This is a genomic window from Mucilaginibacter sp. P1_A3, assembly GCF_056406855.1.
In genome coordinates, this window is sequence record NZ_JBFTZJ010000004.1 from 65197 (window position 1) to 81707 (window position 16511).

The window sequence follows — 16511 nt, forward strand, 5'->3', positions numbered from 1 at the left end:
CGGTTGGTTTATGAGAATACAAACATCGCCCGTTATGATGACATTGCCATTTCCCTCCCGCTCACCATTACTTTTTGCACATCGATACTTCCGTAAACCACTTTCATTGAAGGCTTTCCTGCTTTTAAGCTTACGGTACCAAAACCGGTCTCGGTACTCAAAAAACTGGTAAAGTCGCCAACTTTTGAACCAATATGCAAAGTTTTGGTAACGGCATCAAATCTTACACCTGTGAGGGCCTGCAGGTACCCATAACTGGATAATGCGCGCGCATACCAATGGCCGCACTCATACTCATTAAATGGATTGCGAACCTTCCCATCATATCTATCCCGTGATGCACGGAGTACGTTCAGGCCTTCCTCCACATTCCCGGTTAACATTAAATGTGATGCTACCTGGTGCTCAATACCTGTCCATACTTCGTCGCTATAAACAAAGGGCAAGGATAGCTTGCCTCCTTTTGGCCAGGTACACAGTAGCAATCCGGCCTCGTTACCCAAAGCAAAGGAGGGGCGCTGCGGGTTGGCGTGCTCGCTCAGATCGGTTTTAAAATTGTATTTATATACGGATTGCAGGTGGCTGTTTATTTTTTTACTATCAATAACATCATTAATACCACACATACGGCCTATCCAGGCACCAAGTACTCCATCGCTAAGGCAGCCTTTACCATATTGATATTTGGGGCCTTCCTTTTTTAGCAATGTTTCGGCTTCTTTGGAATAAGCGCCGCCATATGATTTTTCTTTGGAGGGATCTTTTGCATTTAAACCGGTATAGTTTATTTCCTGGATAAAGAACTCGCCGTTATACAACTCGCCCTCTATCATCGCTTTACCCTTTGTCTGCAATTCATGATAAGCAGATACATCCTGTTTTAAAAACTCGCCCATAGCAATAAAACTATGCAGCGCCCCCAGGTAAAAGCTGGTATGCATTCCATCGGCACCCCAAAATTCAATATCGTAAGTATTATGGTGCGGTTCTTCAATCACACCCTTATGGCGCGGATCCCAGGTTTTAATGCAATAATCCATGCTCACTTTCACCATAGGGTAGATCTTTTTGAGCCAGGTATTGTCCCCGCTGATGCGCCAATCCCGGTAAACTTTCATAATACCACCCAACTGGCCATCGGCAGCCGAATGAAAATCATGCGCTACCGGTTGGATAGGTAAGTTGGTTCTAAAAGTTTGATGACCATCTTCGGCCTGGTCTTCACAAAATTCGGTAGCCCGCAAGCTCCGCTCCAATGCAGGGAATAAATGCGGAATTGCCTGGGCATAATTCCAAACATGGGTACATGAGCCATGGCAACAGCCAGAATCATCGCCACAGCCTTCAAAATTCCATAAACGCCCATCAAACTGCCGCATTACCGTTGGCGATTTCAATATGGATAAATTACAAGCAACGGCTTCTATCACCTCGGGCGGCAAAGTGCTGGCATAAAATGCTTGGGTGAATAATTGAGATTTGGATTTTAAGTTGCTATAATTTTGTGCCCAGTAACCGGCCACATCCTCAATACCATTAAAACGGCTGCTATACCATGGCTTGTAAAATTTACCGTCAAAATCCTTGTCGTATTTATCAAGACCAATATCCGCAGGCGAATTACAACAACCACTTGCCGGATTGCAGCCTTCTTTCTTTTTACCGGGCGTACCAAACGTAAGTTGTGTTTGGGGCGAGTACCAGGCCATCATAACCCTTATCGTTTTTTGCTTACCGGGCGCAAGCTCAAAAGGCACGTAAAGACTGGCACCTGGCGCATCTGCAGGTACGGGCGGATTATCAACTACAAGTCCGTCCTTTATCGCGTTCCAGGCCATGGTAAATGGATCCCACCAGCCACCTCTGAACCAGCAATGGTCAACCACAGTTTCCTTATCATCAGTAAATATGGTAAAATCAGAAGGGAAAGTTGTTTCACCATTTCCTGTCCCCCTTAAGGTAAAACCTTTATTGGCTGGCTGTATACTGTCCTTACCTTTTTGCTCGCCAAAAAAATTCCTCGAATTGAATGAAAACACCGCGCTGATTTGGGCAGTACCGATATTGGTAAATTTATACTCAAGAGCCCCTACAGGTAAGCTGGAATTATCATCATCGGTTGGGATAAAAGGGCTCCAGCCAGAAAGCTCTATTGATAGCGGTATATCTTTATCCTGCAATTGAATATGGCAAAAAGGAAACTCAGTTTTAAAAACGGCGCTGTGAAAGCGTGGCAAACCGGTGGTAGAACCTGTAAGACCATTACCGGCATCCCTGATACCAAACTTTTTCCAGTTAGGTACAGGTCCCTCTAAAAGTTTAGCGCCATGAGTTATTCCTTTTACATGAATAGCGGCAAACATGCCCGGCTCGTTAAAAATATCGGGCTTGTTTCGTACAGACATGTGAGAGATTGCTCCCGTACCCTCTATACAAAACATGCCAGCTCCCATACCGCCAACCGGGAACGCTACCCTGTTAAGATTATCACCGGTGTATGGAGCATTGTAGGCCCGCCTTAAAACCTTTTTTGAACCATCTGAAATTACAGCATCAGCCTCTTTTGCGTCTGCCAGGTTTACTACAGCGGCCGGCATCATAGCCATAGCTCCGCCAACGCTAATCTTTTTCAGAAAGCTTCTGCGCCCTTTTTGATCCTTCATGATTTAAATTCCCGGTTTATAAGAATATATAGAATACCAACTTATCACAAATTATTTAAAAATCATAATGTTTTGTTGGCGCTTTACATTAGCTCATGCAATTGTTAATGACGATAGCGGTCGCGCTTGCCTTTTTGTTTTGGATACAGGGTTTGGTAAATTAGCTTGAAAATATCAACAAGGCAACTCATTAGATCCCGTATCATGAAAGCAAAAAAATTTATCAGAAGCGGTCCTCACCTCCCAGTAAAAAACCTGGTTCAAACGCTTGCCTACTATCGCGATGTTCTGGGCTTTTATGATGAATGGAGTTTTGGAGAAAAAGATGGCGGAATAAGAAGAGACGATATGCGGCTTCTTTTTGCCGAAGACGCCGAATTTACCTCCGCGATTTGCAATTCCAAACACCGCCTGCCGCTGATGTGGTTTGTTGATAACATCGACGAGGTTTACGCAGAACTGCAAGACCGAAAAATTGAGATAGCCGATAGTTTAAAAACTCATCCATACGGCTTAAGGGAATTTGCATTTATTGATATCAACGGGTATTATATTAGGGTAGCAGAAGGAGTTGAAGCATAGCATACATATTCTTGCGAAGAAGATATGGGCCAAAGTTTTTAATACCATATTAGCACCCTAATTATACATTACAATAACCTTTTCAACCTCCCCATCAGCATTAAAAAACAAATTTTCGACCGCGTTTTTGCCGCTATCGGTGTTATGATAATATATACTGATGCTGTTTACCCCGGTGAGCACCTCCAACAGCTCAAAATGCAGGTTGGGCAGTTTACTCAGGGCGGTTTCCCAATAAAGCCTTACATTATTTTTGCCCGATATGATGCCGCCACAATCGGGATATATTTTCAGGGCATACGGCGTTTGGATGCTAAAATCATCTGTATAATGCGTCATCAGGGTATCCAAATCCTGTTTATTCCAGCCGCTAATCCATTCGGCAGCAAATTGCAATGCAAATGATTGATCTATCATTATTTATACTCAAAAAGGTTCATCTTCAACAGCTATCATAAACGAAAATACAGGCTGCAACATTTCTTCACGCTCGTGCATATAAATTTATCAATTTTTACGTTTAGTGTAACTTTAGCCCTTTAACTTTGTCCTATCAAAAAATCACCCAATAACAAATTGGGGCATCACATGAATAAAACATGCCCATTTTAAGCAGGACTCAGCCTTATACAGATCAACAGCTCCTGGAATTGATGAGGACTGATGACCGCGATGCCTTTACCGAGCTGTACAACCGCTATTGGGATAAAACTTTTGCCGTGGCCATGCACCGCCTGGATGATGAGCACGAGGCCGAAGAAGTAGTACAAGAAGTATTTTTAAGTATATGGCAGCGCCGGGTAAACCTGGAGTTAACGCATACTTTGGCTACTTATTTATCAACAGCCGTAAAGTATAAAGTAATTAATCATTTAGCCAGGCAGTATCGTAACCAATTGCAGATAGATGAATTGACCTTTAGCTCGCCCCAAACACAAGACAGTACTGCCGATTGGCTGCATGAAAAAGAACTCCGTAAACAACTTGACCACAGCATTAGCCAGCTTCCTGAAAAATGCCGCATCGTTTTCCTTTTAAGCCGCGAAGAAAATAAAACCTATGCCGAAATAGCTGCCGAGCTGAACATCTCCCCAAAAACAGTAGAGGCACATATGTCAAAAGCTTTAAGCACATTAAGGCAAACGCTCAAAGTATCGCTGCCAGTACTGCTTATCCTCATCCAAAAATAAATTTCATTTTGTACTAAGGGTATTCCAGTTTGGTATTGACTATATGTGTAAAGGTCAAAATAATTTACCATGGAAAACAATTCCTACAATCCGAAGGAGCTTGCCCATAAGCTGGAACAAGGCACCATAAGCCCTGAAGAAAAAGCGTGGTTTGAGCAATGGTATGCGGGCTTCAATGATGAGGAAGTATTGCTATCCGGCTCAAAGCATGCAACTTCTGAGCAGCTTAAGGATAGTATCTTCAACCGCATCTCGGCAAAAATGGAAGTGGCCGCGCAGCCAAAGGGTAAAGTAATTTCTTTATGGCGAAACATAGCTGCTGCAGCGGCTATAGTATTGCTGGTTGCTTTTGGCGCATTTTACAAAAATGCCATTTTAAACCTCGTTGACCCAATAAAAGAGATACAGTTGAGCAGCAACGCCGGGCAGCACAGGCAAATCAGTTTGCCCGATGGTACCAGGGTTTGGCTTAGCCCAGCAACGCGCATCAGCTACCCGGATAAATTCAGGGATAAGCAACGTTTGGTAAAACTGGAAGGTGAGGCCTTTTTTGAAGTTAAGCATGATGCCAGCCACCCATTCATCATTTTGTCCGGCTCCATCAAAACCGTGGTATTGGGTACCAGCTTTAATGTGCGGGCTTACGCTGATGCCAGCACTGCCGAAGTAACCGTGGTAAGTGGCAAAGTGGCGGTAGCTTCATCGGCAGGGAATAAAACCGGGCAAGAGATCATGATTGCCCGGCAAAGGGCTGTTTTCAACAAAACCAACGGCTTGCTGGTTAAAGAAAACTATCCGGATGCAGCAAAATTTCTTGGCCAGCGTAACGGCTATTATGATTTTGAAGGGGCTACTATGCAAACGGTTGCCGATGAACTGGCGCGGCAATATGGTGTACATATCAGTGTAGACCCGCGCATAGCCCAGGGCTTATATTATGGCCACTTAAACACCACCCAGCCAATTAGTAATGCGCTGAATATGCTTTGCATCGTAATGGATAATGCCCACTGGAACAGGGTCGACAATAATTATTATCTACAGAAACTGCCATCTAAAAATTAACCTTTTCAAAAAACACCCGGTTAATGTTAATTAACCGGGTAACTAATCAATTCAACCCCAATACACGGCCAAAGCCATGTATCCTTATTCAAAAACTGCTACAAACAATGAAAAACAATTCCACGACATGGTTCTCCATGTTGATTTGCCCCGTAATGCAAATATCTGCATGGTTCCGAACGGCGCTTTGCGCACTGTTCCTATTAGCAATAGTGCATCCACAGGTTCATGCTCAAAGTCCGCTTGATAAAACCATAACCATCAATATTAACAACGAACCACTTAAACAGGCATTAGATAAAATTACCGCGGCCAGCGGTATAAGGTTTACCTATAATGAAACGGTTGCCAAAAGCGATGTAAAATTGAGTATCAATGCCCAAAAACAATCAATAGGCAATATTTTAAAAAAGGCGCTTGCACCCTATCCATTTACTTTTACAGTACTTGACCAGGATATTATGATTAAATATGATGCTGCCAAATTAAAAAAGCAGACCGCCACCCCCACTGGCGGAAAATTCACCATAAGCGGCACCATTAAATCGGCACAATCCGGCGAAACCATTATTGGGGCAAGCATTAAAGCTACAGATGCAAACCAGGGTACATCAAGCAACGAATACGGCTTTTACTCCCTTACCTTACCAACCGGAGATCATGAACTGACGGTAAGTGCTATCGGCCAAAAAACCACGCTGGTAACTGTATCATTAACTGCCAGCCAACGCCTCAACATTGCTATGGATAACAACGAGCAGGCGCTACAGGAAGTAACCATCACTGCCAAAGCAGCCGGTACCCGCGACCTGGCCAGTCCGCAAATGGGGGTTGAACATTTAAGCATCCAGGAAACCAAAAACATCCCGGTGTTATTGGGCGAGCGCGATGTGATTAAAACCATACAGCTCCTGCCCGGCATCAAATCTGCCGGCGAAGGCAGCGGTGGCTTTTATGTACGCGGCGGCGCATCTGATCAAAATCTTATCCTTCTTGATGAAGCGCCTGTTTACAATGCATCGCACCTGTTAGGTTTCTTCTCCACCTTTAACTCCGATGCTATCAAGAATATCAGCATTTATAAAGGCGATATGCCGGCTCAATATGGCGGCAGACTTTCGTCAGTATTGGATATTAAAATGAACGATGGTAATAACCAAAAGTTTGGCGTAAGCGGTGGTGTGGGGTTGATAGCGGCAAGGATTAATGTGGAAGGCCCTATCCAAAAAAATAAATCATCGTTCCTAATCTCGGCCCGAAGAACTTATGCTGATGCCTTCCTGGCTTTTTCTAAGGATTCTATCGCTAAAAAAAGTCAGCTTTATTTTTACGACATTAATGCCAAAGCCAATTATATTTTAGGCGATAAGGATCGTTTATTTCTTTCGGGATACTTTGGTAAGGATGTGTTAAAAGCCGGTGATATAGCAGGCATAAACTGGGGCAACACCACCGGAACACTTCGCTGGAACCATATTTTCAACAGCCAACTGTTCTCCAATACCTCACTCATCTATAGCAATTACGATTACAAGATCAATATCAAAGAGGATGTAAATGAGTTCAACATTTTTTCTCAAATAAAAGACCTTAACCTAAAAGAAGATCTGCAATATTATGCAGGCGATAAAAACACCATCAGTTTTGGGTTCAACGGCGTGTACCATACCATTAAACCCGGCGAAATTTCATCAACCGGTAATTCGGGCATTCAGTCGCAAAACCTGCAAAACAGGTACGCGCTGGAGGATGCCGTTTATGCTACCAATACATGGAAAGCTACCGACCGCTTCAGTTTAACCTATGGCTTGCGTTTATCGACCTTTACCATTCTTGGCCAGGGCGATTATTACAGCCTTGATGCCGACGGCAATATTACCGACACAAAACATTATACATCTGGCCAGGTGGTTAAAACTTATGTAAACCCGGAGCCACGCATAGCGGCAGCATACTCTTTAAACGAGTACAGTTCGGTAAAAGCATCATATGCCCGTAATGCGCAGAATTTACACCTGATCTCCAATTCAAATTCCGGTTCGCCAACAGATAAATGGGTAGCCAGCACCAACCTTATTAAGCCGGAAATTGCAGACCAGCTTTCTGTAGGTTATTACCGCGATTTTAAAGACCACCAGTATGAGTTCACCTTTGAAACTTATTATAAAAAACTACAAAACCAGGTAGATTACCGTAACGGCGCCAATGTTTTCACCAATCAACCTATAGAAACACAGTTGCTTTACGGAAAAGGCCGGGCTTATGGCGCCGAGTTTTTGCTGAAAAAGAAAACCGGGCGTTTAACCGGCTGGATCAGCTATACGTTATCAAAAACCGAACGTAAGATAGATGGCATCAACAATAACGAATGGTACAATGCCCGGCAAGACCGCACACATGACATTGCCGTTGTTGCCATGTTTAAAGCCACAGAAAAATGGACCCTATCGGCCAATTTTGTTTACTATACCGGGGATGCAGTAACCTTCCCTAACGGCAAGTACCAGGTGGATGGCGCTACCTATTACTATTACACCAACCGCAATGCCGACCGGATGCCCGCCTACAACAGGCTGGACCTTGGTGCTACACGCCAGTTAAAGAAAGGTTCGAAATTTGAATCGGACCTTACCTTTAGCTTGTATAATGCTTTGGGTAACCATAACGCGTACCGTATATTTTTCCGCGATAACAAGAACGACCCAAGTCGTACAGAAGCTGTAAGGACTACCCTATTCACTTTTGTACCATCTATTACCTATAACTTTAAATTTTAACCTGATGCATACTACTATAAAATATATGATACCCGCGCTATTTGCAGCATCATTAAGTTCCTGCGAAAAAGCTATCACCCTGAAGTTAACCGACGCTACTCCCAAATACGTTATTGAAGGGGTGCTGACCAACCAAAGCGGTGGATGCAAAGTAAGCCTGAGCCAAACCAAAAACTTTACTGATAATAACGATGTAATTGGTGTAGATGGTGCCCAGGTAAGCATAACCGATGATAATGTTGTTTATCCGCTTACGCCAACCAGTACAGGAGTTTACCAAAATACCACCCTGAAGGGCGCATACGGCCATATTTATAAATTGAGTGTTACTGTTGCCGGTAAATCATTCACTTCAACCTGTGCTATGCCTGCGGCTGTAGCTTTGGATAGTATTTACCTTGTAAAAAGCGACTTTGGCAACAATAAAGATGGCACCATACGCAAGTTTGTAACCGTAAAATACCACGACCCTACAGCTACCAAAAACTACTATCGTTTTGTGCAATACGTAAATAACCGCAAGGAAGAATCGATATTACTTGATAATGATGAATTCACTAACGGCCAGGAAGTGAACACCAGGCTAAATTTCAATAACAGTAATGATGACCCGGCAAGGGATATTCGCCCGGGTAACCAGGTAATCATCGAAATGCAATGTATTGACCCGGCTGTATACAAATACTTTTTCAGCCTCACCACCGGCGCTACCGGCGACGGTAATAATGCTGCACCCGCAAACCCCCTATCTAACATAACAGGTGGTGCATTGGGGTATTTTAGTGTAAATACCGTACAAAGAAAAACGCTGACTGCACCGTAAATACACGTAGTATTTATAACAAACTTTTGTCATCCTGAACGCAGTGAAGGATCTGTTTATTCGCCCTGTAAGTCTGCGAATAGATCCTTCAAGCGTTCAGGATGACAAACTTTTAAACCTTCATTGCTCTTAGAATCCAAAATGGATTTTATATGCCGGCAATGGCGCGTTTTTTACAATCCATCAGACGATGGAACCAGCTTAGCCGATAGATCCGGTTCTTTCATATCCTTATCCAGCGGAAACATGGGGCGTTGGATCCTGTGATAAGGCAGGCGCTCGATGTTCTGGTCAACGCCTCCCGGTGTTAGGGCAAGCAGCCAGTCGGCCCGCATGGCATAAAGCTCGGGCTCCAGGTAACCAATTTTCACTACCACAATATCAGCCTTCCGTGGGTTAAGACCCAGGCGGGTAAAGTCGATCTCCTTGTGGTACGGCTTACGCTTTTGAGTAATAATAACATGTACGCTGCCTACGCGCACTACAGCTTCAACCTCGGCATCCTTATCGCCATATTGTATCGATTCTACCGTTCCGGAGAGCCTTACCGGCGGAGCATACCTGGCATCTACCCTGGCTCCTGCATAACCTTCCACATGTTTACCAACGCCTGCTGCAATCGCGCTTTTTATCAACTCAGGCGCAGGGATAGAGGCATAAATTAGTGTCGGGCCATTTTCGCCCTTTAATTCCGGGCGGGCAAGGATCTGCGTCAATGTCCAGGTAGCATCGCCGGCGCCACCTGCAGTAGGGTTATCGCCCGAATCACTGATATAAAAAGGATGTTTAGTACTTGTCAATGCCTTGTTAAGGCATTCGGTAAGGCTGCCGGTGGGTGCTACAAATTCAAAAGCTTTACGGGCATCCCAAAAGCTGTGTGCCAGCTGCCCGGCTGTATGGGTAACCTTCTCCTTATCATCTCCCGTAACCATCACCACCGCATGATTGCGGGGGTTCATCTGCCCAGGCGTAACCTATCCATATCGCAGCGTCAATGATTCCCGGTTGCTCCGCAGCTGCTGCAACCGCTTTATACAGGCTTTTGCCGGGCTCTATCCGGGTGCTCGTTTTTTCGCCGGGCAGCAATATGGGTATTGAAATGTAGGCCTTGTATGCCGGTTTGCCCTTGCCGCTTTCAATCCGGCTAATCAAATTTTCTACCGCCCTTTGTTTTGTTTGCATGGCATCCTCATGGGGCGCCATCCGGTAACAGGTAATCAGATCGGTGTTTTGGGCCAATCGCCAGGAAACGTTGCCATGCAGATCCATCGAAGTAGAAATGATTGTTTTTTTACCAACCACTTTCCTGATCCTTACAATCAAATCCCCCTCCGGATCGTCAAGACCGACTACGCTCATGGCGCCGTGAATATCAAAATACAAGCCATCGTAGGGCAAATATTTCTTAAGTGAATCCAGTGTTTTATTAACCAGTGATTCATAGGCCAGCCTGGTAACCGCACCGCCAGGCAGGCTTTTACCCACCAATGCAGGGAACCACACCGCCCTTTTGCGAACCGGCGAATCAACCGCTAAAAATGGGTATGAGCTAAAGACTTCCCCACCATATTTTGCGTGAAAAGCCGCTTCATCAGTAAGCGCCGGCGAAAAGGTACTCGATTCTATCCCCAGCCCGGCAATAGCAATCCGGGGCAAGGGCCTGGCAAAATGTGTATTGTTTAATTTATTGGATACTGAACTACGTTTAGTTTTTCTGCTGGTAGTAGAATTTGGAACTTTATTTTTAGGATCTGCACTCTTTAAGCTAACAGGATTGGCCTGGATGAAACCCGCCATTAAACCAATTGAAATTGTTATTAACCACAAACGCTTTACCATATTCATAAATAAAAAGATTGTTATAAAGATACATTTTTACTTGAATGTGCCACGCCAGGTGATTTACTTCGGGTACCTCTTATTTTTCAATATTTAACGGTTGTAATAGTAACCGGTCCCATCAAGCCCGATGTCTGCAACCCACTATTTGGGTTATAAAGGCTATTGCTTGTCCAGGTTTTGCGTTGATCTGCAGGTAGCTTGCTGTCGCCTATCAGCCGGTTCATCCAGTTATTTACTACCGATACTTCCAGGGTGTTTGTACCATTTTTAACCGCGTTGGTAATATCAACCCGGTAAGGATAAGTCCATACACCGCCCACGTTGATACCGTTCACCTTTACTTTAGCCATCACTTTAACATCGCCAAGGTTAAGATATAAACGCGCGCCTTTTGCAGGTTTTAAAAGCTGGAAGGTATTTTTATAAACTGCTGTACCTGCGTAATATTTGATACTATCATTTGCAGATGTTGTCCAATCTGTTAATTCATTAAATATTACCATTTGCTGAGGGCCACGCATTTTGGCATCGAAGGTTACCTGCCATGGTCCTTTTATATCCATACCCGGTTGTTGAGCCGGGAAGTTGACCCCATTTTGTTTTTTGTTATCAATCGGTTTCCTGAAAACAATAAACGCGCTTTGCAATGGCTGCAGACTTAGCGGAACTGTTGTTTTTTTATCTTTTGATGAAAATTCAGGGAGTAAACGGGTAGTGCCTGTTACCGGATCCCAAAATTCGGGTTGCCTGCCCGCTGTCCTGAAAGATGGCGCAATATTAATCTCCTGTTCGGTTTGATTGCTTACAAAATATATTTCCGCTTCGGGCGCAGTTCTGTGAATATAAAGCACCGGTTGTTCTGTCTTCGAATCAAAATCAGGAGCTATGTTCAGGATATTTAGGGCGGATTGCATATCCATGCCTGCCATTACCGTTCCTTTTCCAAAACTGCCTTGCTTTACAGTTGTGCCATTAACGTTACCCCATAGTTCGGCAGTTAATTTTTTAACAAGATCATCTGCGACAGGATAATTCTGCAAACTTGGCGAGCGTTCCGGCGCCGGGCCTAATATGTGAGCGCCCTGCAGTACAAGGTCTCTAATTTTGGTTAAAAGCTCGGGCCGCATGGTTTCCAGTTTAGGCAGCACCAGCAGGCTATAGCTCATGCCATCAGGCAAAACCAGTTTACCATTAAGCACCTTAACCCGACTTTTAATTACTTCGGGATTGATGTAATCATAAGAATAGCCCGTCGGCAGTTTGGGGTCGGTAATACCAGTCATTTTAGGCGCATCCTCGCCAATAAAATAAGCTACATCGGCTACGTATTTTCCTTGTTGCAGCATAAGATTATCTCTTTTTAAATAACCGGTAAACAAATCCATATAGCTAAACCAGGTATTATGCCGGTTAAATTCAGTACCGAAATTGGCATTAATACCGGGTACCTTATCCTCAGATGGTTGCGAAATAAAAACATGCAGTAACGTGTTATTTATCCCCTCTGTAAAAAAGCGGTCGCCCCGTTTTTTTAACATATAGGGGTAGCGCAGGTATGCCTCGCCGCCCGCGGTAAAAGACTCTGCCGATACTTTATTTTTTCCATAGATATGCGCAGCGGAAGATGCCGCGCGATTTTCGATATCGCCCAGGCTGCCTTCACTCCAAAACTCCCCGCCTATTTCATCACTTTGTCCGCCATATTGCAAAAACTCACCAGGAAAACCCCAGTGCCCGTAATTTTCCAGCCAGGTAGTCAGGCCATGTTTATGGCTTACGTCGCGTAATCCGCCTACATAATCATAGGCAACCCGATCGGCAATAAAGCGTCGCAGGTCCCAAAGGAATCGATCGCTCCTGTCCTGGCTTCCAACTACGTAACCCTTTAAAACAGGTAAGTAAGGGAGGGGATCATACCCATAAACGGCTTTAAATTTCCCCAACAAACCGTCCGTCCAGTTTTGGCCGCCGGTTTCGTAACTGTCCTCAACGGTCACTTTCCAGGTTTTGCGATCTTCGGGAGGTACACGTTTCATGATCTCGCCAAGGAAAGCGTTAAAATGCCCCTCTATATGGTCCTTATTCATTTTATCAACTTCATAGCCCGTACCCTCTGGCGAAGCAGGCCCATTTTGCACACCTGTTGGCAGCATTCCGGTACGCATAATTACCCAATCTCCGGCAGGAGCGTTCCACTTCAAGGTGCCATCAGCAGCCATATTGGCTGATATATCTATGGTATTGTTCGGATCGATAGTTAATTGGTTATCATTGATCACCGGCTCGGCAGGCCATTGGTATTCGTTCCAGTAAGGCAGTGGCGTCTGGAACATTTTTGCCAGCGTTTTTTCGATGTAACGTTCAACCACCGGAGCGGCAGAGATCTGCAACTCGGCAACACCAAAGCCACGCGAAGCATCACTAAATATCACCCGGAACTTTTTAGCCGTTGTGGCAGGGATAGATACTGCCACCGGGCCGTACGGATCAAAACCTACATTTAAACTATTGTTGCTGCGGTCAATATCAAAACTTTTAACCGTTTTATAAACACCATTATCCTCTGCCTGTAACTCAGCCTTTGCGGTTAAAGGATGATGTGAAGGATAGATCGTAATACTTCTCGCCGTAAATTCATTGGTTGTTTCCAGACCAACAGAAAACGACTTGAAGGCTGGCAGTACGGCTTCTGTCGACTGATTTCCATCCGTGATATTAGCAATATCACCCACCGGGACAGAGGTACTGATATTAGGTTTAAGATCGGTAATTGATGTTCCAAAACTTTTAGGTGCTTTAAATGCAATCACCTTCACATCCTGAAAATCGGCACCCGGTTTCTTCAATGATAAATTGATAGTTTGGCCACCTTTCACTTGCACCTCTGATGAAGCCAGGTAACGCATAGATTGCATTGGTTTTATCCATGGGCCACCACTTTGACTCCAGCCGGGACCGTTAAAAATGCCTATCTGGATATTTAATGCGGTAGCGGTTTTTAACGCTGTATGCATAATATCCCACCATTCGGCCGAAAACAATTTAACTTTTCCATATGGCGTGGCGTCATAACCAATATTACCAATGAATGCGCGGTTAATCCCAACACTTTTCATTGCCTGTAAATCTTTTATAACTCCCTCTTTGGAAATGTTGTCCGACATCCAATACCAGTAAATGCTGGTTTGAATGGAATCAGGAGGATGGATAAACTTGCTATCCAGTGAAGGAATTTTATTATTTTTCTTAATTGAACTCTGCCCTTGAGCATTGCTGTCAATAAACGCAAGTAATAATAACGATAGGAGGATGATATTTTTTGACATTGACTAAAAGCTTTTAGCACTATAAAATAACTATGCGTACTCCTTTTAAATATAGGACGTGTTTAAAAAGCACACAATAAAATTTCCGTTTATATGGTTGATAATAGCTAAAACTAAATAATTGAGATGCCATAACTGTCATGAACAGTCTGTTCCGCTTTTTACGTAAATTTAAACGGGGTGCCCAAGTCAAATATGCAATAGCAAACTTTATCTGGGTGCATATTTTTTAAGAGGATACCATCATTGGCCATTTAAGCAGCTAAGCACATGGGCCGAACCTATGGTTTTCTTTATAGATTGCTGCTTTTTCAACGGATTAAAATCCGTTGTTACATTATTAGCCGTGGCTACGCCACTGGTTTATTTAAAGGAAAAATATTGTTGTGTTTTTTAAATTAATCATGTTCCTGCCAAGTCACCGAGCAATAAATGTCAACACCCATCTATAAACTAAACTCAATACCTCCAGCTCTTTAAATCCGCACCTTTTGGCGCTCTTGGTTTAACCTCGGCTGCCCATTTTTTTATGAACATCTGGTGGTAACGCAGCCTGCTGATATAATTGGGTTGGGAATGATCGCCATTCCAACAGTGTTCGGCACGGTCGCCGTAGTCAACTTCACAGCCGCAGTTGGGGTTGTTTAGCTTTTTAAGCATATCCTCGGCACTGTAAACCGCGTTGTTGAGGTAATAGGTATCCATATCACCTACATAAATATGGATCTTACCTTTAAGGCTCGCTCCTATCTTTGGCCAATCGCGTTGGATGATGTGGGTAAGATCAAAATGATCGCGCCAGTAAGCGGCCACACTGGTATCAATTGCACCTGTGTACTTATCAAAAATACGTTGAGGATATCCGTCTTTATCCATTGGCGAAAAAACAGCTTCCCATATATCAAACTGGTCGCCGCTACGGCTGCGGCTGCCCAGGGCAAGCTCGCGCTGGTTCACCTCTTTTAAGGTAGCGCTTACATGACCAAGGTAATCGCGCTCTGCCGGGCGGGGTGTTTTTTTGAAATCGCTTGTGGGGTAATAGGCATTTTTATCGTTGTAAATATCGATGGTTGTATAGTGGTGAAAATCTACCGGATCCGGGCAGGCGGCGTAACATCCATTGTATTCGTTGGGATAAAACACCTGTGCGGCTAATACTTCCCATCCCCCTGTTGAGCCGCCGTACATGAACCTGGCCCAGCCTTTTCCTATCCCACGAAATTGTTTCTCTATTTCGGGAATAAGCTCATAGGTTATCGCATCACCATACGGACCTAAATTGGCCGAGTTTACAGCGTAAGAATCATCGTAATAGGGATTGGCATGCTGAATCTCAATCGCCAGCACTCTCGGAAAACCCGGACCGGTCCATTGTTTGTAAAAGTCATAGGCCTCCTGTTCCACAATTTTATTATAACCTATAAGATGGAAGCGTGCAGAGGTATCCGGCTTTAAATTTTTATCGGGCGGCGTAGTGCTAAAACCCTCCAGATCTGCAGGGAAATGCCCATGAAATATGGCCAGCGGATACTTTACTTTGGGATGCTCATCAAAGCCGCCGGGCAGCAAAATATTGGCCCCTAAGTACATCGGCCTTCCCCAAAATTCGGTAAGCAGCTTACTTTGTATTTTGATATGCTTTATGTATTTGGTATCCTTTGGCGCCTCAATTGGCGGGATGGTTTTATTAATAGTGAGCAATACTTCATTTGATGCCGCCGGATCAAAATGGATTTTTACCGGCGCTGAATAGATATTGCCCGGTGCTATGTTCCAATGCTGCCCCTCGCCCCTATCCATCGGTAATTTTACGGTTTGCCCCGTTTTTAAATGAAAGGTTTCGTATTTATGCAACAGTACCTGCACATAATAATCACCTGCCGGCACATCTCTTAAACGCTCAAGCGGGTAACCAACGGCCTGCACATCTACCAGTTGGGTAGTGCCGGGTTTCCACCCGTTAACATCCATACCAAAAACCAGTTGCGTATTTGCAGCATCGCCAACCTGGAAACGGGGCTCGGCCTTGTTATTTTTAGAAAGCAGGAGTAACAACCTGCCATCCAGGTCTTTTTCGCCAAGCGCGGCATCAATATTTACCCTGAAAGTTTGGCTGTACACGCAAAATGGAAAGGCCAGCAGTACAAATACGATCAGTTTTTTCATGTGTAAGGTGATTTGAACTAAATATAAGAAAAATGTTTAAGCAAAAAAGCCGGCAGCTATTAAACTACCGGCCTCCA

11 protein-coding genes are annotated in these 16511 nt (G+C 44.2%); 5 read left to right on the forward strand and 6 right to left on the reverse strand.

Features of this window, described 5'->3' with window-relative positions; translation table 11 throughout:
- Positions 1–32 precede the first annotated feature (32 nt).
- On the reverse strand, positions 33–2663 hold the full coding sequence (locus AC1D0K_RS09160; RefSeq protein WP_477390982.1) for a GH116 family glycosyl hydrolase: 2631 nt from the start codon (positions 2661–2663) through the stop codon (positions 33–35).
- A gap of 204 nt (positions 2664–2867) precedes the next feature.
- On the opposite strand from AC1D0K_RS09160, the gene AC1D0K_RS09165 reads away from it, so the two are divergent.
- Entirely contained in the window at positions 2868–3245 is a 378-nt protein-coding gene (locus AC1D0K_RS09165) for a VOC family protein (protein WP_477390980.1), read from the forward strand.
- A 57-nt stretch (positions 3246–3302) separates the two neighbouring features.
- Here AC1D0K_RS09165 and AC1D0K_RS09170 read toward each other — a convergent pair whose 3' ends face one another.
- Positions 3303–3662: a nuclear transport factor 2 family protein gene (locus tag AC1D0K_RS09170; protein WP_477390978.1), complete on the reverse strand. Its 360-nt coding sequence runs from the start codon at positions 3660–3662 to the stop codon at positions 3303–3305.
- A 182-nt stretch (positions 3663–3844) separates the two neighbouring features.
- Between AC1D0K_RS09170 and AC1D0K_RS09175 the strand changes: the two genes are divergently transcribed.
- The 4 genes from AC1D0K_RS09175 (at position 3845) to AC1D0K_RS09190 (ending at position 9100) form a co-directional block, all read left to right on the forward strand.
- Positions 3845–4435 (forward strand): RNA polymerase sigma factor, encoded by a 591-nt coding sequence (locus tag AC1D0K_RS09175; protein ID WP_477390976.1) that lies wholly within the window; start codon positions 3845–3847, stop codon positions 4433–4435.
- A 69-nt stretch (positions 4436–4504) separates the two neighbouring features.
- Positions 4505–5500 carry a FecR family protein gene (locus tag AC1D0K_RS09180; protein ID WP_477390974.1) on the forward strand — a complete coding sequence of 332 codons (996 nt, stop codon included), beginning with the start codon at positions 4505–4507 and terminating at the stop codon, positions 5498–5500.
- Positions 5501–5607: 107 nt separating this feature from the next.
- Positions 5608–8277, forward strand: coding sequence for a TonB-dependent receptor (locus AC1D0K_RS09185; RefSeq protein ID WP_477390972.1), 2670 nt, complete (start codon positions 5608–5610; stop codon positions 8275–8277).
- 4 nt (positions 8278–8281) lie between these two features.
- Positions 8282–9100, forward strand: coding sequence for a DUF4249 domain-containing protein (locus AC1D0K_RS09190; RefSeq protein ID WP_477390970.1), 819 nt, complete (start codon positions 8282–8284; stop codon positions 9098–9100).
- A gap of 173 nt (positions 9101–9273) precedes the next feature.
- Here the strand turns inward: AC1D0K_RS09190 and AC1D0K_RS09195 are convergent, their stop codons facing one another.
- The 4 genes from AC1D0K_RS09195 to AC1D0K_RS09210 form a co-directional block, all read right to left on the reverse strand.
- Positions 9274–10059: an MlrC C-terminal domain-containing protein gene (locus AC1D0K_RS09195; RefSeq protein WP_477390968.1), complete on the reverse strand. Its 786-nt coding sequence runs from the start codon at positions 10057–10059 to the stop codon at positions 9274–9276.
- Positions 10016–10945: a M81 family metallopeptidase gene (locus tag AC1D0K_RS09200; protein ID WP_477390967.1), complete on the reverse strand. Its 930-nt coding sequence runs from the start codon at positions 10943–10945 to the stop codon at positions 10016–10018. Before AC1D0K_RS09200 ends, AC1D0K_RS09195 begins: the two co-directional genes overlap by 44 nt.
- 80 nt (positions 10946–11025) lie before the next feature.
- Positions 11026–14268: a glycosyl hydrolase gene (locus tag AC1D0K_RS09205; protein WP_477390965.1), complete on the reverse strand. Its 3243-nt coding sequence runs from the start codon at positions 14266–14268 to the stop codon at positions 11026–11028.
- A 459-nt stretch (positions 14269–14727) separates the two neighbouring features.
- Positions 14728–16434, reverse strand: coding sequence for a hypothetical protein (locus AC1D0K_RS09210; RefSeq protein ID WP_477441384.1), 1707 nt, complete (start codon positions 16432–16434; stop codon positions 14728–14730).
- Between the last annotated feature and the right edge of the window lie 77 nt (positions 16435–16511).